Source organism: Mesobacillus sp. ABV4_180, from assembly GCF_056158485.1.
Genome location: NZ_JBSWTJ010000001.1, coordinates 1,658,610 through 1,676,120, shown reverse-complemented (window position 1 = coordinate 1,676,120; position 17,511 = coordinate 1,658,610). Strand labels below are relative to the sequence as shown.

The window sequence follows — 17,511 nt, the reverse complement described above, 5'->3', positions numbered from 1 at the left end:
ACTATTCCTCCTCATTTATGGAGAAACCTTCAGTCCGTCCATCTTCAGTAATGATCTGGGCCAGCTGTTCTTCCACGTTCTTAAGCTTATCATGGCAAAGTTTGGATAATTCCATTCCTTCTTTATAAAATGAGATCGCCTCTTCTAAAGGCACATCTCCTTCTTCAAGTTTCTCAACAATGCTCTCCAATTGTTCCATGGCCTGTTCAAAGCTCAGTTTTTTATCATCTGCCATCGTTTGCACTCTCCTCAATATCGGTTACGACACATTTGATGCTTCCATCTGAAAGCTTTACATGTATTTTCCGCTCCGGTTTGACCTGAGCGACTTTCTTGATTAGTTTTCCATCCTCTGTATATGCCAGGCTGTACCCGCGATCCATGATTTTCAGAGGGCTTAGTGCTTCTAAAGTCGAGAGGATGCCGTTGAATTCTTTCCTCTTTTCAGAGACAACAGCCGTCATGGCCCGGTTCAAGGCCCTGACTGCTCGATGGTGCCTGTCTGCAGAGATTTTTTTCAGCTCTTCAGGATGGCTGCGCTCAAGCCTTCTTTTCAGCTGAATGAGCTTATCACCCTTGGAGGAATAAAGCTTCTCTGCTCCTTTTGTCAATGATTCAGTCAGCCTGTCTACTTGTTCAAGCTTCTGTTCGTATAGCTTTCTTGGGTATCGGAATGCATAGGACTTGATCAGGCGCTGATATTTTTCCTGCTGAAAGTAAACTTTCTCCCTCATAGCCCTTAACAGCCTTGTTTCCCTGTTCATGACCCGCTCAAGCAGTTCCTGGATATGAGGGACTGCAAGTTCGGCTGCACCTGTTGGGGTAGGAGCCCGCATATCTGCAACAAAATCAGCAATCGTGAAATCTGTTTCGTGGCCTACAGCAGATATGATAGGTATTTTTGACGCAAAAATCGCCCTGGCGACCGTTTCTTCATTGAAATTCCATAGCTCTTCGATGGATCCTCCACCCCGGCCAATGATCAGCACGTCGACATCTGCTCTTTCATTCGCCTTTTGGATGGCCTTCACGATGGATGGACCACCCTGCTCACCCTGGACAAGGGCAGGAAAAATCAGCACCTTCGTAATTGGATACCTTCTTTTAATTGTCGTTAAAATATCACGGATGGCAGCTCCGGTAGGCGATGTGACGATGCCAACTGCTTTAGGATATTTTGGGATCGGTTTCTTGTACTTTGGTGAAAAAAGCCCCTCCTGCTCAAGCTTCTTCTTCAACTGCTCATAGGCAACAAATAAATCGCCCACACCATCGGTCTTCATTTCTTTTATGTATACCTGATACTGGCCGGTGCCTTCATAAACAGAGATATCGCCTCTTACAAGCACTTTCATGCCATTTTCAGGCTTGAACTTCATGGAACGTGCAGCGCCGGAGAACATGACTGCCAGTATCCTTGCTTTTTCATCCTTGAGCGTAAAGTACATGTGGCCGCTCGAATGCCTTTTGAAGTTTGAAATCTCACCCTTTATGTAAACTCCCTGAAGATGAGGGTCAGCATCGAACTTTCGTTTTATGTATTTGGTTAACGCGTTGACAGTAAGATAACGCTGATTATCCATACGTAAACTCCTTTGGTGGAACTAGTTGGTTACATTTTCTTCATAAAAAAACTGCCCATACCTATTATAGATTCAGAATCCCGATTCGTCACTTAACATAAGTGGATTTTCAGTTTCTAACTATAACAGATATGGGCAGGATCACACCTTATAAATTTAAATTTTGCAGTTTGTTCTGATGATTTTTTGCGGATTTAAGTGTATTGTACATCAGCATGGCAATCGTCATAGGTCCTACTCCGCCTGGCACTGGTGTAATATAGCCCGCTTTCTCTTTGACTTCATCATAGGCAACGTCACCGCAAAGCTTCCCTTGATCATTGCGGTTCATGCCAACATCGATCACCACTGCCCCAGGTTTCACATGGTCAGCTGTTATCAGATCCGCCTTCCCGACCGCGGCAACGATTACATCGGCATGCTTTGTATGGTCTTTTAATTCCTTGGTTTTGGAGTGACAATATGTAACAGTTGCGTTTTCATTCAGGAATAATTGGCCTGCAGGCTTTCCTACGATATTGCTGCGTCCGACTACAACCACGTGCTTACCGGTAAGGTCCATTCCAATTTCCTTCATCATCACCATCACACCATAAGGCGTGCATGGCAAAAAGGCATCCTGTCCTGTCATCATCCTCCCGACATTGATTGGATGGAAGCCATCAACATCTTTCTCAGGGGATATTGCCTCAATCAGGTTCTTTTCATTGATATGGGCTGGAAGCGGAAGCTGCACCAAAATACCATGAATATCATCATCCTTGTTCAATTCATCAATTTTGGCCAAAAGCTCTTGTTCAGTAATGGAAGCAGGGTATTCAATCAACACATTGTGCATGCCCAGCTCTCGTGCTGTTTTTTGCTTGCTGTTGACATAGGTCCTTGATGCCTGGTTATCGCCGACGAGAATCACAGCCAAGCCAGGAGTAAACCCTTGTTTCTTCAGTTCCTGGACTTGGTCGACGATTTCAAGTTTTTTCTTTTTAGCGATTTCTTTTCCATCAATAATAATAGCAGCCATACTCATTCTCCCCCTGTGTGATCAGGGAAGCTCCAACCCGACCTCTTTCAATGGTTTTTTAGGAAATGCTCTGTTTTACTTTTGACAGAACCCCATTTACAAAACGGCTCGATTGGTCATCCCCATATAATTTGGCAATTTCAATTGCTTCATCAAGAACGACATTCACGGGTACTTCTTCATTGCAAAACTTCAACTCGTATACGGCAAGGCGAAGGAGGTTGCGGTCAACCGCTGCAAGGCGGTCAATCGACCATTTTTCCAAATGCAACTTGATTTCTTCATCAATTTCATCCTGATGCTGAACAGTTCCGTACACAAGCTTGTTCAGGTAATCATCTCCCGCTTCTTCTTCAAGTACATGCTCAATTGCATCTTCAGTCTCTACCTTGCTTATATCAATCTGGAATAAGGCTTGGAGAGCCTTTTCTCTTGCTGTTCTTCTTTTCATTCTATTCCTTAGCTCCTTTTGGCTTGTCTGATTCTAACAAAATAATAGCATAACATATCTCATTACGCATGGTTTCCTATTATTTTTCACTTTTTAGAAAAAAGTTAATCAAAAGAAGCGGAAAATGATTGATATTAGCCAGGATAAAGCGATAATGCTTTTACATTTAACAACAACTCTAAGTTAAACTAGGCTGTTGATTTCCGTTCCAGGCGCTTCGCTTTCCGCGGGTCTGACGCTGAGCCTCCTCGTCGCAAGCTCCTGCGGGGTCTCACCTGTCCAGCTAATCCCGCAGGAGTCTACGCGCCTTCCACTCCAATCAACAGGGCATAAAATCAACAATATGCTTTAACTCAGCCAACAACAAAAAAACCAAAGGCATGTATATTTATGCCTTTGGTTCCGTTTTCATATCTCCTGGTCGACTTCAGTTTCTGACTTTTGGTTTTCGAACTGAACGCCAACAACATGGATATTGACTTCTGTAGCGTCGAGTGCAGTCATGTTCAATAATGCCTGGCGAATGTTATCCTGGATTTTTTGGGCAACCGCAGGAATGGATACGCCAAACTTCATCACACAGTATACGTCTACCTTGATTCCTTCTTCAACAAGCTCAACTTTTACACCCTTGCCGTGGTTTTTCTTGCCAAGCCTTTCCACTACGCCTGCAGCGAAACTGCCGCGCATTTGCATGACACCCTCTACTTCGGATGCAGCGATGCTTGCGATGACTTCAATCACTTCAGGTGCAATTTCCACTTTTCCCAAGCCGTTTTCATCATGGCTCATTTCAAGTAAATGTTGCTGTTCACTCATGGCTAGACCCTCCTATTCTTCTGTCATAAGATCATGCATTTCTAAAAATTTCGTATTGAACTGCCCTTCAACGAATTTCTCGTGGTTAAGCAGCTTAAGATGGAACGGGATGGTTGTGTGGATTCCTTCAATCACAAACTCACCAAGCGCCCTCTTCATGCGGTCAATCGCTTCTTCCCGGCTGCTGCCATACGTAATGACCTTCGCAATCATTGAATCATAATATGGCGGGATCGTGTAGCCTGGATATGCCGCTGAATCTATTCTAACACCAAAACCGCCTGGAGGGAGATACATTTTGATTTTGCCTGCGGAAGGCATGAAATTTTTTGCAGGATTCTCAGCATTAATGCGGCATTCAATTGACCAGCCATTAAATTGGACATCCTCCTGCTTCAGGTTCAGCCTTTCACCGGATGCAATCTTGATTTGTTCCTTGATCAGGTCTACACCTGTCACCATTTCAGTTACAGGGTGTTCTACCTGGATGCGGGTATTCATCTCCATGAAGTAGAATTTGCGATTGCGATAATCATATATAAATTCTACCGTGCCTGCACCTGTATAATCAACCGCTTTGGCTGCTTTTACAGCCGCTTCCCCCATTTCTGCCCGAGTTTCCCCGTCCAGAGCTGGAGATGGTGTTTCTTCAAGCAGCTTTTGCAGTCGCCTTTGGATAGAGCAATCACGCTCGCCCAAATGGATTGTATGGCCGTAGCTGTCAGCAAGAACCTGGATCTCTACATGACGGAAATCCTCAATGTATTTCTCGATGTAAACACCAGGGTTTCCAAATGCAGTCATCGCTTCCTGCTGCGTGATATTGATTCCTTTAATCAGCTCTTGCTCGTTCTTGGCAACACGGATTCCTTTCCCGCCGCCACCAGCCGTTGCTTTAATGATGACCGGATAGCCGATTTTGTTTGATAGGCTGACAGCATCCTCAATATTTTCAATGATTCCCTGTGAGCCCGGTACAATCGGTACGTTCGCCTGCTTCATCGTTTCCCTGGCGACGTCCTTCGTCCCCATCTTTTGAATCGCTTCTGGAGATGGTCCGACAAATATGATGTTGCACTCCCTGCAAAGCTCTGCAAAGTCTGCATTCTCTGCCAGGAACCCATATCCAGGATGGATCGCATCACAGCCTGTCAATTTTGCCACGCTAATGATATTCGTAAAATTCAAATAGCTGTCTTTGGAAAGCTTCGGACCGATACAATACGCTTCATCCGCAAGCTGTACATGAAGTGATTCTCTGTCTGCTTCTGAGTAAACCGCAACGGATTCAACTCCCAGTTCCCTACAGGCACGGATCACCCTGACAGCGATTTCTCCTCTATTTGCAATCAGTAATTTTTTTATCATCAATATCGCTCCTTATTCAGGCTTGACCAGGAATAAAGGCTGGCCGTATTCTACCAGCTGGCCGTCTTTTACTAGAATTTCAACAATTTCCCCATTCACTTCAGCTTCGATTTCGTTGAAAAGCTTCATAGCTTCTACAATACATACAATTGAATCCTTGCTGACTTTTGATCCTGTTTTTACATAAGCTTCTGCTTCTGGCGATGAAGATTGATAGAAAGTCCCTACCATTGGTGAGACGATTTTATGTAAGTTGGATGTGTCCTTAACCTCTTCCTGCTTCATTTCCTGGACTGCCGCAACTTCAACCTTAGGCTCATGCTTTGCAGCTTCCTGGACTACTGGCGCATACTGTGGCACTGGTGCCGGCGCGGCGGCAGGCTGTGCAGTTTCAACAACCGCCTTGGCTGCTCCGTGTTTCTTCATTTTGATTTTTGATCCTTCATATTCATAAGAAAACTCATCAATGCTTGAATGATCTACTAATTTGATTAATTCTCTGATTTCCTGAACTTTTAACATGTTTAGGCACCCCTTGTCCTTTTCATAATTAAGACTAGATACTAATACTATACGATAATACCATGTGCAAATTCAATATGTTACGATAATTCTTATCAAATCATACCCTTACTAATCTATTTTAATGTTTTCTGAAAAAAAAGTGAATTCATTCGACAGGAATCCCAAAATTTCTAGCGAATATATCATTAGCTTGATTTAAGGGGAGACACTTCATGAAAACTATCGAAGAAATTAAAAAAGAGGATCTTGATAGAAAAAATTCGCTGATCGTTAAAGCAACTCTCGTTTCAGTGATACTAGCGGCAATTGTTGATATTGCGATGAAGAAAGAGTTAGCCGTGATTCTGTCGATTATTGCAGGCGGCGGTGCCGGAGTTGGGATAGTGGCATTGCTGCATTATACCAAAAAGCTTACGAATTTCATTCCCTATCTATCCGTTGTCATTGTTTCTGGAGTATTATTCTTGATCATGGAGACGAGCGTATCTCCTACCGCCTATATGCTGCTATACTTCATTCTTGCTGCAGCTGCGATTTATATGGACCGGAAGATTCTCATTCTCGGTTCTGGGCTCGGGTTTATGATTATTACCCTTTTCACTTTCCTGCATCAGCATGAATTGCCTTTGGAAACGAAGAATTATGTAACCATCTATTTATTGTATATGCTTGTAACAGTGATGCTCGGATTCCAGTTTTCCATCTCTAAAAAGCTTGCGGAAACAATCGTTTCGGCCCAGCAGGAATCAGAAAGCTTGCTTATTAAAGATTTAGAGACAAAAAAAGTAATCGAATCTAACACTAAAAGCATAGCAAAGCTGATTGATGAAGTAAAATTCAAGAGCCGTGAAAATTACGAATCTTCCATTGAGATGACTCAGTCTGTGACGGAAATCTCTGCAGGGATCAACATTCAGTCAGATTCGGTTGTAGACATCACCCAGTCTCTTGAAAAAACAAACCAGGTCATCTCCAGGTCATCATCACTTGTGGAAAAGCTTCATGAGGATGCATTGACATCTGAAAAAGTTTCTGACAGGGGTGATGAGCTGATGTCAAAACTGATTTTGGAATTAAAGGCTTCCTATGAAAATATGCAGAATGTAAATACCCATATCCTTTCCCTTTCCGCATTAATAAAAGAAACGGCAAGTTTTGCTTCTGACATCCAGGGCATCGCCTCCCAGACCAACCTCCTGGCATTAAATGCTTCAATTGAGGCTGCACGGGCAGGCGAAAGCGGAAAGGGCTTCGCCGTCGTCGCACAAGAGGTTAGAAAGCTTGCGGACATTACAAGCAACACAGCAACACAAATCACCGAGAACTTAAAGAGTGTCATGAGTGATACTTCCAAGACAAAAGAAGGGGTTAACTTAACCGCAGAAAAGCTTACACAAAACCTCGAACTTGCTGCGGAAACGATGGAAGCATTCGAAACGATCCACCAGACCTTTGTAAATTTAAAGGACGATATCAAAGAACAGGGGAAACTTACAAGAAATATCATGGAGTCATCCATGTCAATCGAAAGCACCATTGCCGGATTCAGCGCAGTCATCCAGCAGGCTAGTGCGGCACTGGAAGAAATCTCTTCTTCCGCTATTACACAATGTGAGCATCATGAACATCTTTTCCAATCAGTAGAAGTAGCTCATCAATCTTTAGATAATTTATTGAAGCTACAGGAACAAAAAGCGCAAGCGCCTCGTTCAGCCCCGACAAGCGCTGTAGGTCCTGACAGTGAAGTCATTCTTTGACTTCATTGGCAGGACTGAAACTGAAAAGTATAGCCGACTGTCCAGAAACGCAGAAACTGGAGACTCCGACAAAGAAGCGCTTTTTGCTTCTGCCGGCGGAGTTGAAGTTTCGGAGTTTCTAGGAGGCGACACTAGGCAAGCGTCTCGAGGGGCTAGGCGCTGGAGCTAGATTAAGATTACAACATGTAGTTATACACACCTGAACAATTTTATAATCTCCTAAGCTACAAAAATAAAGGGAAGGCATTTGCCTTCCCTTTTCCATTTTATTTTACTGGTTCGAATTGAACAGCGACAGGCTGCAGGGAACCAAGCTCAGTCCTTACCATCTGGATGATTTCATTTGCAGCAGAAGCGGAATGGTCCTTAGCTTTGACTGTAATTCTGACGTTCTCGCCATCTGCACGTACTAGTGCATCTTCATAGCCCATGGATTTGATCAAGGTTTCAAGAACCCCTTCTTTCTGAGACATTTCATCAATCTGATTCATCTTTTCAACTGCATCGCTGCGCTCCTCCGCCGGCAGGTCAGTAGAAGCAAGGATAGTCTGCAGGTCTTCCTTCATCTTAGTACGTGTTTCTTCAAGCTGCATGCGAAGGGCTTCAAACTTTTCATCGCTGGCTACGCCGGAAATAACTGTTGTGCCATCCTTCGATTCAGTCGCTGCTGCTTCTTTATTCTCTGACTTCTTCTCTTCAACTCCAGCCAGGTCAGCCTTCTGCTGTTCCGGAGAGGTGACATAATACACCGATAATACAACCACAAGGCTTAACATTGTCAACAACCATACTGTTTGCTTTTTCAATAACATCTATTATTCCCCCTTGGATTTTTTAGGCATTACTGCCACTCTGTGATTCGGAACATCCAAAGCCCTGGTGACGGCCTCAATGATCCATTTTTTCACTTGTATATTTTCAGCACCCTTCGCGACTACAAGGACGCCTCTTATGTCCGGTTTTTTTGTCTCAAGTACGATTGGCACTTCTTTTTCACCGTTGCGGATGATGACCAGCTGCTCATCCTTTGATGCGTCCTCCACCTTGCGTTTACCGCCTTCACGGTCCGTTTCATCCGTCGTCTGGGATTGGATGACCGTATTCTTTTCCAGAACCTTCTTTTCAGTAGCATCAACATTCACAAAGACAGTAACATCGCCAACACCATTGATACCCTGGAGCATTTCCGTCAGCTGAGCTTCATAAGCCTCTTCATATTCGGAAATGACGTCATTTCCAGCCGATTTTTTTTGTCCAAAAACAGCTGTATCCTCTTCGGCTTCTGCTTCCTTCATCGCTGGAACAGCCGAATTTGAAGGATTCTGGTCTCCGAGAATATTGCCTACAAGCATGATTGCCGCTCCGAAGAGAACCACAATCATTAAGTACTGGTATTTGCCGGATTTCTTATCCGGCGGCCCGTTTTTGCTGTTGAATTGTTTCTTGAGCCAGGTTAAAGGCCCTTTCTCATTGTCCATGCTCGTCACTCCCCCCTTCTATCATTATTTGAATAGACTTTTCAGGAACATTCCATTTTTCTGACAGAAGAGAAGATATTTGATCTGTGTTCTGAGAGGTTTGTTTTGATGGAAGGGGTGCATTCGTATCAATTTCTACTTCTCTTACTACTGCCACAGCCTCTCCCTGTTCTTCGGCTTTTTTCACATGTACGATGACATACTCCAGATTTTCAGGGAAAGCCCGCTGATCCTGATCATTTACTTCGAGCTCTATATTTGCAATCTCCATTCCTTGCTGCTCCATCAACTCCTCCTCTGCGGCTGTTTTCAATTGGACAGCCATTGTTTCTAAAATATATGCATGCTGGGATGCTTGTATTTCTTTTTTCTGAAATTCTATTGAATTTTTTACATTTTCATCTCCCTGACTATTAAATTGAGCCATGGAAGCGATGGCTGTTTCAAAATCAGAAGTGAATAATTTCATCACCGGTGACAGGATAATCGCAATCAGAATCAGTCCAGTAACAATTTTTGTGTACTTTTGAAAACTCGAATTCGGCAGCAGCATATCAAGGACCGTTGCCAGGAGGATAAAGATGATGATATTCGTGATCCATTCTTTAATGAATTCCATTTTCTCTCCTCCTTATCTCACCATCATCGTTAAGTTTCCAGCGGCTATAATGACTGTGATCGTCAGGAAAAACATCAGGGAGACGATTCCCAGTGCCGCAAACACATAGATAATACTCTTGCTGATAATATCAAGACAGGTAATGACAGGACCTCCGCCTAATGGCTGCAGGATGGCCGCTGCAAATTTATAAATGAACGCAACCATAAGGATCTTAATAGCAGGAAAAGCAGCAATCACAAGAAGGATGGCTACCCCGGCCAGTCCGACCGTATTTTTCAGCAGCATGGATGCACTAATCACGGTATCCGTGGCATCCGTGAATACCCTTCCTATGACTGGTACAAAGTTTCCGGTGATGAATTTCGCTGTCTTAACGGTGACCCCATCCGTAACTGCTGCCGAAGCACCCTGGACTGAAATGACTCCAAGAAAGACGGTAAGCAAGATTCCCAGAAGGCCAATGCTCCAATTCCGCAGCAGGCTCGCAAGCTGTGTTACCTTGTATTGTTCCGACAGTATGCTGACAATGCTCAGCAGCGTTGAAAGAAACAACAGGGGAAGCACGACATACTGGATGAACATGCCGCTCGTGTTCATCATGAACAGAATGACAGGGTGGAAGAAGGCCGCTGAGATCAGGCCGCCGGAAGTCGCCATCAAGGCAAGCAGCAGCGGAATCAGTGCCAGGATAAATTGGATCATCGTCCCGATCGCATCATTCGTATAATCAACAACAACATGGAAGCTGTTGAGAGCTATTATGATCAGCACCATGAACACAATTGAATAGGCAACCTTACTGATAGTGCTTTTCTCAAATGAATTTTGCAGGGCCTGGAGAAACATGCTGAATACGGTCAGCAATATCAAGGATCCAAGCAATTTTCCATTGACGATGAATTCATGGAAGGCAAAATTGAAGATTCCTTTGAACCAGGCCTTTAATGAAAACTTCTTTTCGCCGCTGATAAAATCATACAGACTCCCTTTCTGGCTTTCTGGCAGATATCCATCATACTTATTGATGATATCCTCCCAAAATCCCTTGAGCTCATCTATATTAAGGTCCTCAAGCTGTGCCTGGGCGATTTTGTCCGGATTGATCAATGAGCTGGCTTCATTATCATCACCAGCAGCTTGTACAACTGGTATGAAAAAAAAGATCTGGATCAATGCAATGCCAAGTATGAACTGCAGACGCTGCTTCAACGGTTTCACCTCTTTATTTCAAGGCTTAATCAGCCCGGAATTAAGCGAATAATGGTTTCAATCATGACTGTGAGAATCGGTATAGCCATTGCGAGGATCAGGATTTTTCCGCCTAATTCTATTTTGGATGCGATTGCCCCCTGCCCTGCATCTTTTGTGAGCTGTGCTGCAAATTCTGCGATATAGGCGATTCCGATAATCTTCAGTATCGTTTCAACATAGACAAGATTTACTCGTGCATTGGCCGCCAGCTTTTGGATCATTGAGATGATTTGATAGATTTGATCTACTAAAAAAAGGAAAATAGCTGAACCAGTAAAGACAATTAATAAAAAGGCAAAGTTAGGCTTTTGCTCTTTGACGATCAGTGCAAGAAAAGTCGCGATCAATGCAACGCCAGTTATTTGAAGGATTTCAATGGCAAAGCCCTCCCTTACCCTTGAAATAGGAATACTGATTTTATTTTTTGAAACAGGTCATCGACAATCGAGGCAACCATGAAAAGAATGTAGATGAATCCAAACAATGTCACCCACTGGGCATATTCCTTTTTTCCTACCTGATCGAGAATCGTATGCAAAAACGCTACGACGATGCCCACACCCGCGATTTTAAAAATGATATCTACTTCTAGACCCATCTTGTCCTCCTCCTAAATGCTACATCAGTAAGATGATTAATAATAAACCGGATAGAAACCCGATACTTTTCACCATTTTTTCGTATTTCATCTGTTTTTCGCAGGCGTCCGTTTCTTCACGTTCGAGGTGAGAAATCGTCAGCAGAATCTGCTTTTGCTGCGAATGTCGGTCATGCCTCCCAAGCGTCTCCCCGAATTGCTTCATGATTTCAAATTCCCCTTGTTTGAAAGCAGTCAGCTTCCAAACTTCCGAGAGACTCTCTTCCCAAGCTGCCTTCACTGTCGTTTCAGTTTCGGTCAGCTTCTTGGAAAAGGCTTCGAAGAACCAGGACAATGGCTTCGAAAGCTGGGCAGCGAGCTTTCTTGAGGCTTCATGGAGCGGAGTGTGCCCATACATGATTTCCGCTTCTAATGACTGCAAAGCCGACTTCAGAAGCCGAAGCTGTCTTGGCCGTTCACTTAAGTGCCTTGATGCTTCAAAACCTGTCCATGTTGTCGCCAGAATGATCATTATAGCGCCAATTATTTTTATCATTTATGTCACTCTCACTTTATGATGAATTTCTTTACCGCTTGCATCCTTGATCGCTTTGATGGTTCCCGGTCCAGAAATTCTTGCAAGTTCCACAAATCTGTCGAAAATCCCCATTTCCAGTATTGGCTTTAAGGTCGGCCTTTTCTGAATATCTTCAAGGGAATCCCCATGTGTGGTCATGATTAATTTAATTCCTGCATTTACCGCCTCTAGTATCGCTTCGCCATCTTCTTTCCTTCCTATCTCATCCACTACAAGGACATCCGGGCTCATCGAACGAATCATCATCATCATGCCTTCTGCTTTTGGGCAAGAATCCAATATATCTACTCTTGGGCCAAAGGTAAGCTGCGGAACTCCTTTAACACAGCCGGCAATTTCAGACCTTTCGTCAACTATGCCAGCTTTCAGTGAGGGCAGCTTTTTTTCAGGAACACCGCTGGAAATCATCCTTGCAAGATCCCTTAGCAATGTAGTCTTGCCGGTTTGCGGCGGCCCGATGATCATCGTATGCTTCCAGCCATTCTGGAATAAATATGGAAGGAGCGGTTCAGCTATCCCGATTTTCTCCCTTGCAATCCTCAGATTGAATGACGAGATATCCCTGATCGCTTTTACAGAGCCATTTTCCAGGATGACTTTTCCAGCCAGCCCGACCCGATGGCCGCCAGCAATTGTAATATAGCCGCGCTTCAATTCTTCCTCGAGAGTATACATAGAAAAATGCCCGAGCTTATTCAACAGCTGGACAGCATCCTCGGGCGGAATGATATACGGCAGGAATTGTGGTTTTCCCCTTACCGTTAATTCGAGCGGGCGATTGATTCTGATCCGCACTTCTTCCATTCCATCTTTGTCATTAGGAGGTACTGCAGCCAGCAATTCCGCAATTCGTTTCGGCAAAAAAGATAAGATATCGTCCATGATTGATCCTCCTGACGTACGCTTACTTAATATGTATGCCTGCTTGGCCACATTATGACCGGGAGTTTCGACCTTTCGATCTGCACTTTATCGCTGACAAAAGGAAATAATATTGGTTTTAGAAGAAAAGAATAGTATGGAAAGGAGTTGATAAATATGAATGAGGATCACCAAAAGTTCCAGAAGGTTCAAAGAGATGATCGCGCAACTTACCTTGGTGGCGGGAGAAGCCCAAAGGAGTCGCCAACGACGGACACAAAATATAATAACAGGAATGATACGGACAAATCGCCAGGAGCTGGCCAGTACGGCGGATGATTTCCACCTGTTCATTCCTTAAGCTTTTTTCTATGCCTGTTATTTGTATCCCATGCGGCACATAGAAATAGGTAATAGAGAAAAGTGCTGTGGAGGGATGACAAATGGATAATGGAATGCATACGGGCTACAGGAATGCCGGTAATGGAAGGAAAATCACTGTAAGCGGGGAAGGTTCAGTGGTAGCAGCTCCAAACAGAGCTGCGGCGACGATCGGGGTTCGTACAGAAAATCAAAATCTTCAGGATGCACAGACAGAAAACTCGAGTAAATCAAATGCCATGCTCTTGTCCCTGCAAAACCTCGGCATGGCAAAGGAAGATATTAAAACAGCAGACTATCGCATTGATCCGATCTATACGTATGAGGATGGGAAGCAGCTTTTTCAAGGTTATCGAGTTACCCATCTATACTCGATAATCATTCGAAACCTGGAACAGGCAGGATTAATTATTGACACCGCGGTTAACAATGGCGCTAATGAAGTGATGAATATCCAATTCTCTGTAGCAGAACCCCAAGCATTTTATAATCGTGCCCTTTCGCTCGCAGTTGTAGATTCTTACAACAAAGCGCAGACAGTCGCCCGGACACTTGGGATCCAAACCCCAATTTCACCTCTTTCCATTACCGAAGAAACTCAAAAAGGCTCACCTGGCCCTTTCCTTGTTGCCTCATTGGATACAAGTGCTGCCAGCGGAACGCCAATAGAGCCGGGAAAATTAGAAATAAAGGCTACTGTAACTGGAACATATATCACTTCTTAAAACACCAAAAGCCAGGCAATTCGCCTGGCTTTTTGATGTAGAAGATATGAAATCATAACTACATTGCGACAGATTCAATGCTGACACAATTTGTCTATACCCATCCCAAGATTTTTGAGTTAAAATACCTCTATAAGTATTCTTAAGGAGAGATCTACATGAAAAAAATGTTTGCAGCATTCTTGATCTTGCTATTGATTACTGGCTGCTCCGGCGGTTCGTATACAGATGTTACTGTAGAAGAAGCAAAAGAAATGATCGACAGTGGCGAAGTTGAAATCCTGGATGTGCGGACGCCTGAAGAATTTGCCGCAGGCCATATCCCTGGTGCCAAGCTGGTACCATTGCAAGTGATTGACAGTATGCTTTCTGAACTGGACAAGGACCAAAAATATGTCGTTGTCTGCCAGAGCGGCAACCGTTCAACACAGGCAAGCGGAATTCTCATCGAAAACGGCTTTAATAATATCTATAATATGACAGGCGGCATGAATGAATGGCAATATGACTTGGAACAGTAAATCCGGAAACATCTCGTGAAAGCGAGGTGTTTTTTTGTATACACAAAAACCTGCTTAGCAGCAGGTTCTTGTGTAACGATTATTAAGCGCGAGATACATATGATGAATCAGTAGTATTGATGATCAGTCTGTCGCCCTGGTTGATGAAGAAAGGAACCTGAACAGTCAGCCCTGTTTCCATTGTCGCAGGCTTAGTACCGCCAGAAGCAGTGTCACCTTTGATTCCTGGTTCTGTTTCTGTTACTTCCAATTCTACAGTGTTTGGAAGTTCGACACCTAGAGTTTCATGGCCGAATTGCATGATGTATACTTCCATGTTTTCCTTAAGGAATTTCAACTCATATTCAATAGAAGTTCCTGGCAATTCAATTTGCTCGTAAGATTCATTGTCCATGAACACGTGCTGGTCTCCGCTTGCATATAGATATTGCATTTTGCGGTTTTCGATTTGAGCTTTAGCTACTTTCTCGCCAGCGCGGAATGTTTTTTCCTGGATTGCTCCAGTACGAAGGTTACGCAGCTTAGAACGTACGAATGCTGCTCCTTTTCCAGGCTTTACGTGTTGGAAATCCAGTACTCGCCAAATTCCATTGTCTACTTCAATTGTCAGGCCAGTACGAAAATCGTTAACTGAAATCATTTGTTAGTCCTCCTAGTGTCGTCTTAGAGTATGATGAGTTCTTTTGTAGAATGTGTCAGTGACTCATTATGGTCTAATGTAATAACGGTATCGTCTTCGATCCTTACGCCGCCCAGTCCGGCAATATAAATACCCGGTTCGACTGTCACAACCATGCCAGTTTCGAGGACAGTATCCGATCTCGATGATAAGCCAGGCCCTTCATGAACCTCAAGTCCAATGCCGTGACCAGTTGAGTGGCCAAAGTACTCGCCGTAGCCTTTTTCAGTGATGAAATTTCGTGTCAGCGCGTCCGCTTCTCTGCCTGTCATGCCCGGTTTAATGCCGGCCATTCCGCGAAGCTGCGCTTCAAGCACGATATCATATATTTCCTTCAGCTTATCTGCTGGTTTGCCAACCGCTAATGTACGTGTAATATCGGAAACATACCCTTTATAATATGCACCATAATCAAGGGTTACAAAGTCCCCTGTTTCAATCACTTTATCACTTGCCACCCCGTGCGGCAGGGCTGAACGATAGCCTGAAGCTACAATGATATCGAATGAAGAAGAAGTTGCTCCTTGTTTCCTCATGAAGAATTCCAGTTCATTCGATACCTCAAGTTCAGTTCTTCCTGGACGGATAAACTCAAGTATATGTGTAAACGCAGCATCTGCAATGGCTGCAGCTTCCTTTAATATCTTAATCTCTGAATCGGTCTTAATCAAGCGTAACTTTTCAATTTCGCCTGCTACAGGTACTAATTCAGCTTCAACTGCTTTTTCAAATGTTTTGAATGCAGAGTATGTAACATGGTTTTCTTCAAAACCCAGCTTTTGGATGCCCAGGTTTTTCGCCTGTGCTGCCACTTCATCCTGGATCAGGCCCTTATGCAGAACAACTTCGTATCCTTCACATTGCTTTACTGCCTGCTCAGTATATCTGAAATCGGTTATGAATAATGCTTTTTCAGCACTGATCAGCACCATTCCTGAAGAACCCGTGAATCCAGTCATATATCTGCGGTTGAAATCACTGGTTACCAGCATGCCATCAATACCGAGTCTTTCGAAACTCTCACGCAATTTTAGAATTTTTTCCATAAGTCTATTCCTCCCCTTTTTCTTCCCTTTTAAGTACTTCAAGCGCCAGTTCATAACCCAGCAGGCCAAAACCTGCAATCTGGCCCTTTGAAACAGGTGCAATCACTGATTTGTGCCTGAATTCTTCTCTTTGATAAACATTTGAAATATGTACTTCGATGACTGGACACTCAATTCCTGCAATCGCATCCCTGATTCCATAGCTGTAATGCGTAAAGGCACCTGGATTAAAAATAATTCCGTCTACCCCTGTGTCCTCTGCCTCATGAAGTTTGTCAATCAGCTCCCCTTCATGATTGGACTGGAAGCAGATTACCTTAATCTGACTTTCGGCACCCAGTTCAACCATCCTGTCCTCCAGATCCTTCAGAGTCCTGTTACCATAGATTCCTGGTTCCCTTTTTCCCAACCTGTTTAAGTTTGGTCCATTAAGCAGAAGAATTTTTTTCATAGAACCGCTCCCGTAAAAAAAAGAATGTTCAATAAGAACATTCTATCATACCTTTTTTCTCGAACACCACCAGCAGACGATCAGGAGGTGACTTCTTTCTGAGTTTTCTCCCTGTTCTGTCTTTCAAACTCTTCATAAGAGATGGAGTATCCAACAAAAACTCCATAAAGGATATAGAAACAAATGGACGTCACGATTGTATTTTTAGACAGGTCCCAGAAAGGTTTGATCCCAGGGAAGATTGGATTCAGAACGTAGAAAACAAGGAAAAATAGCGCTATGCCAAAAGCCGCTCCAGCCCAAATTGTCTTAACTTTCCTCAGCACCGCATAGTATACAAGAGCTGCACCGGCTGAAACCAGGCCAATTGCTATGATGGAGATCGCCGTGCCAAGCCACTGCTTCTTCCATTCCCCTAGTGCCCATGGTTCAAGAATGACATTAGGACGGATTTCCGTAAAGCTGAATACATAGGCTAAATAAGCAAGGGAACTCCAAAAAATCCCCCCTACCAATCCTGTGATAATCGTCAAAGCCATCAATGACATTGGCTTTTCCCGTTGATTCTGTTCAAGGTTTTCATGTTTTTCTGTCATTAGCTGCACCTCCATTTTTTAGTATGTCCTTTACAGCAGATTCGATTGCATCCCTCCGAAAAATTATTCAATTAGACGTCCTTCATATAGAGGTTTTTTCTATTTTTTAGTAAAATAAAAATAACATCAGCCGCAGGCTATTTAGCTGAAGCTAATTTTTGCAGCTTATATAAAAATAAACAGATGAGTATGGATATATTA

Annotated in this window: 23 protein-coding genes; 4 read left to right on the top strand and 19 right to left on the bottom strand. The window is 43.6% G+C overall.

The annotated features are described in order from the left end of the window. Position 1: 1 nt before the first annotated feature. The 7 genes from ACXAEA_RS08390 to accB form a co-directional block, all read right to left on the bottom strand. A complete protein-coding gene (locus ACXAEA_RS08390) occupies positions 2–235 on the bottom strand; it encodes an exodeoxyribonuclease VII small subunit (protein WP_125479843.1) in 234 nt (77 codons plus the stop codon). Then, positions 225–1,583: an exodeoxyribonuclease VII large subunit gene (gene xseA / locus ACXAEA_RS08385; RefSeq protein WP_475095441.1), complete on the bottom strand. Its 1,359-nt coding sequence runs from the start codon at positions 1,581–1,583 to the stop codon at positions 225–227. The genes ACXAEA_RS08390 and xseA overlap by 11 nt, the downstream gene beginning before the upstream one ends. Before the next feature lie 148 nt (positions 1,584–1,731). Further along, on the bottom strand, positions 1,732–2,604 hold the full coding sequence (folD, locus tag ACXAEA_RS08380; RefSeq protein WP_475095440.1) for a bifunctional methylenetetrahydrofolate dehydrogenase/methenyltetrahydrofolate cyclohydrolase FolD: 873 nt from the start codon (positions 2,602–2,604) through the stop codon (positions 1,732–1,734). Between the two features lie 58 nt (positions 2,605–2,662). Further along, positions 2,663–3,055: a transcription antitermination factor NusB gene (nusB, locus tag ACXAEA_RS08375; RefSeq protein ID WP_475095439.1), complete on the bottom strand. Its 393-nt coding sequence runs from the start codon at positions 3,053–3,055 to the stop codon at positions 2,663–2,665. Positions 3,056–3,463: 408 nt separating this feature from the next. Then, entirely contained in the window at positions 3,464–3,874 is a 411-nt protein-coding gene (locus ACXAEA_RS08370; RefSeq protein WP_475095438.1) for an Asp23/Gls24 family envelope stress response protein, read from the bottom strand. Positions 3,875–3,886: 12 nt separating this feature from the next. Beyond that, the gene (gene accC, locus ACXAEA_RS08365; RefSeq protein ID WP_475095437.1) at positions 3,887–5,242 is read right to left on the bottom strand and encodes an acetyl-CoA carboxylase biotin carboxylase subunit; all 1,356 of its coding nucleotides are present in this window, start codon (positions 5,240–5,242) and stop codon (positions 3,887–3,889) included. A gap of 12 nt (positions 5,243–5,254) precedes the next feature. After that, entirely contained in the window at positions 5,255–5,764 is a 510-nt protein-coding gene (gene accB / locus ACXAEA_RS08360; protein ID WP_475095436.1) for an acetyl-CoA carboxylase biotin carboxyl carrier protein, read from the bottom strand. 215 nt (positions 5,765–5,979) lie between these two features. Here accB and ACXAEA_RS08355 point away from each other — a divergent pair, with 215 nt between their 5' ends. Next, positions 5,980–7,524, top strand: coding sequence for a methyl-accepting chemotaxis protein (locus ACXAEA_RS08355; protein ID WP_475095435.1), 1,545 nt, complete (start codon positions 5,980–5,982; stop codon positions 7,522–7,524). 266 nt (positions 7,525–7,790) lie between these two features. On the opposite strand, the gene ACXAEA_RS08350 is transcribed toward ACXAEA_RS08355, so the two are convergent. Genes ACXAEA_RS08350 through spoIIIAA form a run of 8 tightly spaced genes read right to left on the bottom strand, consistent with a single transcriptional unit; the run spans position 7,791 to position 12,932 of the window. After that, the gene (locus ACXAEA_RS08350; RefSeq protein ID WP_475095434.1) at positions 7,791–8,336 is read right to left on the bottom strand and encodes a SpoIIIAH-like family protein; all 546 of its coding nucleotides are present in this window, start codon (positions 8,334–8,336) and stop codon (positions 7,791–7,793) included. A gap of 3 nt (positions 8,337–8,339) precedes the next feature. Then, positions 8,340–9,002 (bottom strand): stage III sporulation protein AG, encoded by a 663-nt coding sequence (gene spoIIIAG, locus ACXAEA_RS08345; RefSeq protein ID WP_475095433.1) that lies wholly within the window; start codon positions 9,000–9,002, stop codon positions 8,340–8,342. Continuing rightward, complete coding sequence (spoIIIAF, locus tag ACXAEA_RS08340) at positions 8,992–9,621, bottom strand: stage III sporulation protein AF (RefSeq protein ID WP_475095432.1); 630 nt, start codon at positions 9,619–9,621, stop codon at positions 8,992–8,994. Before spoIIIAF ends, spoIIIAG begins: the two co-directional genes overlap by 11 nt. 12 nt (positions 9,622–9,633) lie before the next feature. Continuing rightward, complete coding sequence (gene spoIIIAE / locus ACXAEA_RS08335; protein ID WP_475095431.1) at positions 9,634–10,833, bottom strand: stage III sporulation protein AE; 1,200 nt, start codon at positions 10,831–10,833, stop codon at positions 9,634–9,636. A 29-nt stretch (positions 10,834–10,862) separates the two neighbouring features. Continuing rightward, positions 10,863–11,252: a stage III sporulation protein AD gene (gene spoIIIAD / locus ACXAEA_RS08330; RefSeq protein ID WP_475098083.1), complete on the bottom strand. Its 390-nt coding sequence runs from the start codon at positions 11,250–11,252 to the stop codon at positions 10,863–10,865. Between the two features lie 14 nt (positions 11,253–11,266). Beyond that, on the bottom strand, positions 11,267–11,473 hold the full coding sequence (gene spoIIIAC / locus ACXAEA_RS08325) for a stage III sporulation protein AC (protein WP_009794945.1): 207 nt from the start codon (positions 11,471–11,473) through the stop codon (positions 11,267–11,269). A gap of 19 nt (positions 11,474–11,492) precedes the next feature. Next, entirely contained in the window at positions 11,493–12,008 is a 516-nt protein-coding gene (spoIIIAB, locus tag ACXAEA_RS08320) for a stage III sporulation protein SpoIIIAB (protein ID WP_475095430.1), read from the bottom strand. Next, on the bottom strand, positions 12,009–12,932 hold the full coding sequence (spoIIIAA, locus tag ACXAEA_RS08315) for a stage III sporulation protein AA (RefSeq protein WP_475095429.1): 924 nt from the start codon (positions 12,930–12,932) through the stop codon (positions 12,009–12,011). It abuts the gene before it with no gap. 156 nt (positions 12,933–13,088) lie between these two features. On the opposite strand from spoIIIAA, the gene ACXAEA_RS08310 reads away from it, so the two are divergent. From ACXAEA_RS08310 to ACXAEA_RS08300, 3 genes are all read left to right on the top strand, one after another. Continuing rightward, positions 13,089–13,250: a hypothetical protein gene (locus tag ACXAEA_RS08310; protein WP_475095428.1), complete on the top strand. Its 162-nt coding sequence runs from the start codon at positions 13,089–13,091 to the stop codon at positions 13,248–13,250. 104 nt (positions 13,251–13,354) lie between these two features. Beyond that, on the top strand, positions 13,355–14,017 hold the full coding sequence (locus tag ACXAEA_RS08305; protein WP_475095427.1) for an SIMPL domain-containing protein: 663 nt from the start codon (positions 13,355–13,357) through the stop codon (positions 14,015–14,017). 158 nt (positions 14,018–14,175) lie between these two features. Beyond that, positions 14,176–14,538, top strand: coding sequence for a rhodanese-like domain-containing protein (locus tag ACXAEA_RS08300; RefSeq protein ID WP_475095426.1), 363 nt, complete (start codon positions 14,176–14,178; stop codon positions 14,536–14,538). A gap of 82 nt (positions 14,539–14,620) precedes the next feature. Here ACXAEA_RS08300 and efp read toward each other — a convergent pair whose 3' ends face one another. The 4 genes from efp to ACXAEA_RS08280 all read right to left on the bottom strand — a co-directional run bounded on the left by efp (position 14,621) and on the right by ACXAEA_RS08280 (position 17,310). Then, positions 14,621–15,178, bottom strand: coding sequence for an elongation factor P (efp, locus tag ACXAEA_RS08295; protein WP_475095424.1), 558 nt, complete (start codon positions 15,176–15,178; stop codon positions 14,621–14,623). Between the two features lie 23 nt (positions 15,179–15,201). Further along, positions 15,202–16,263: a M24 family metallopeptidase gene (locus ACXAEA_RS08290; protein ID WP_475095423.1), complete on the bottom strand. Its 1,062-nt coding sequence runs from the start codon at positions 16,261–16,263 to the stop codon at positions 15,202–15,204. 4 nt (positions 16,264–16,267) lie between these two features. Beyond that, positions 16,268–16,714 (bottom strand): type II 3-dehydroquinate dehydratase, encoded by a 447-nt coding sequence (aroQ, locus tag ACXAEA_RS08285; RefSeq protein WP_475095422.1) that lies wholly within the window; start codon positions 16,712–16,714, stop codon positions 16,268–16,270. 80 nt (positions 16,715–16,794) lie between these two features. Further along, positions 16,795–17,310, bottom strand: a complete 516-nt coding sequence (locus ACXAEA_RS08280) for a YqhR family membrane protein (RefSeq protein ID WP_475095421.1) — start codon at positions 17,308–17,310, stop codon at positions 16,795–16,797. Positions 17,311–17,511 lie beyond the last annotated feature (201 nt).

Coding starts and splice junctions, on each gene's coding strand:
- ACXAEA_RS08390 (WP_125479843.1), bottom strand. CDS start 235: ATGGCAGATGATAAAAAACTGAGCTTTGAACAGGCCATGGAACAATTG.
- xseA (WP_475095441.1), bottom strand. CDS start 1,583: ATGGATAATCAGCGTTATCTTACTGTCAACGCGTTAACCAAATACATA.
- folD (WP_475095440.1), bottom strand. CDS start 2,604: ATGGCTGCTATTATTATTGATGGAAAAGAAATCGCTAAAAAGAAAAAA.
- nusB (WP_475095439.1), bottom strand. CDS start 3,055: ATGAAAAGAAGAACAGCAAGAGAAAAGGCTCTCCAAGCCTTATTCCAG.
- ACXAEA_RS08370 (WP_475095438.1), bottom strand. CDS start 3,874: ATGAGTGAACAGCAACATTTACTTGAAATGAGCCATGATGAAAACGGC.
- accC (WP_475095437.1), bottom strand. CDS start 5,242: ATGATAAAAAAATTACTGATTGCAAATAGAGGAGAAATCGCTGTCAGG.
- accB (WP_475095436.1), bottom strand. CDS start 5,764: ATGTTAAAAGTTCAGGAAATCAGAGAATTAATCAAATTAGTAGATCAT.
- ACXAEA_RS08355 (WP_475095435.1), top strand. CDS start 5,980: ATGAAAACTATCGAAGAAATTAAAAAAGAGGATCTTGATAGAAAAAAT.
- ACXAEA_RS08350 (WP_475095434.1), bottom strand. CDS start 8,336: ATGTTATTGAAAAAGCAAACAGTATGGTTGTTGACAATGTTAAGCCTT.
- spoIIIAG (WP_475095433.1), bottom strand. CDS start 9,002: ATGGACAATGAGAAAGGGCCTTTAACCTGGCTCAAGAAACAATTCAAC.
- spoIIIAF (WP_475095432.1), bottom strand. CDS start 9,621: ATGGAATTCATTAAAGAATGGATCACGAATATCATCATCTTTATCCTC.
- spoIIIAC (WP_009794945.1), bottom strand. CDS start 11,473: ATGGGTCTAGAAGTAGATATCATTTTTAAAATCGCGGGTGTGGGCATC.
- spoIIIAB (WP_475095430.1), bottom strand. CDS start 12,008: ATGATAAAAATAATTGGCGCTATAATGATCATTCTGGCGACAACATGG.
- spoIIIAA (WP_475095429.1), bottom strand. CDS start 12,932: ATGGACGATATCTTATCTTTTTTGCCGAAACGAATTGCGGAATTGCTG.
- ACXAEA_RS08310 (WP_475095428.1), top strand. CDS start 13,089: ATGAATGAGGATCACCAAAAGTTCCAGAAGGTTCAAAGAGATGATCGC.
- ACXAEA_RS08305 (WP_475095427.1), top strand. CDS start 13,355: ATGGATAATGGAATGCATACGGGCTACAGGAATGCCGGTAATGGAAGG.
- ACXAEA_RS08300 (WP_475095426.1), top strand. CDS start 14,176: ATGAAAAAAATGTTTGCAGCATTCTTGATCTTGCTATTGATTACTGGC.
- efp (WP_475095424.1), bottom strand. CDS start 15,178: ATGATTTCAGTTAACGATTTTCGTACTGGCCTGACAATTGAAGTAGAC.
- ACXAEA_RS08290 (WP_475095423.1), bottom strand. CDS start 16,263: ATGGAAAAAATTCTAAAATTGCGTGAGAGTTTCGAAAGACTCGGTATT.
- aroQ (WP_475095422.1), bottom strand. CDS start 16,714: ATGAAAAAAATTCTTCTGCTTAATGGACCAAACTTAAACAGGTTGGGA.
- ACXAEA_RS08280 (WP_475095421.1), bottom strand. CDS start 17,310: ATGACAGAAAAACATGAAAACCTTGAACAGAATCAACGGGAAAAGCCA.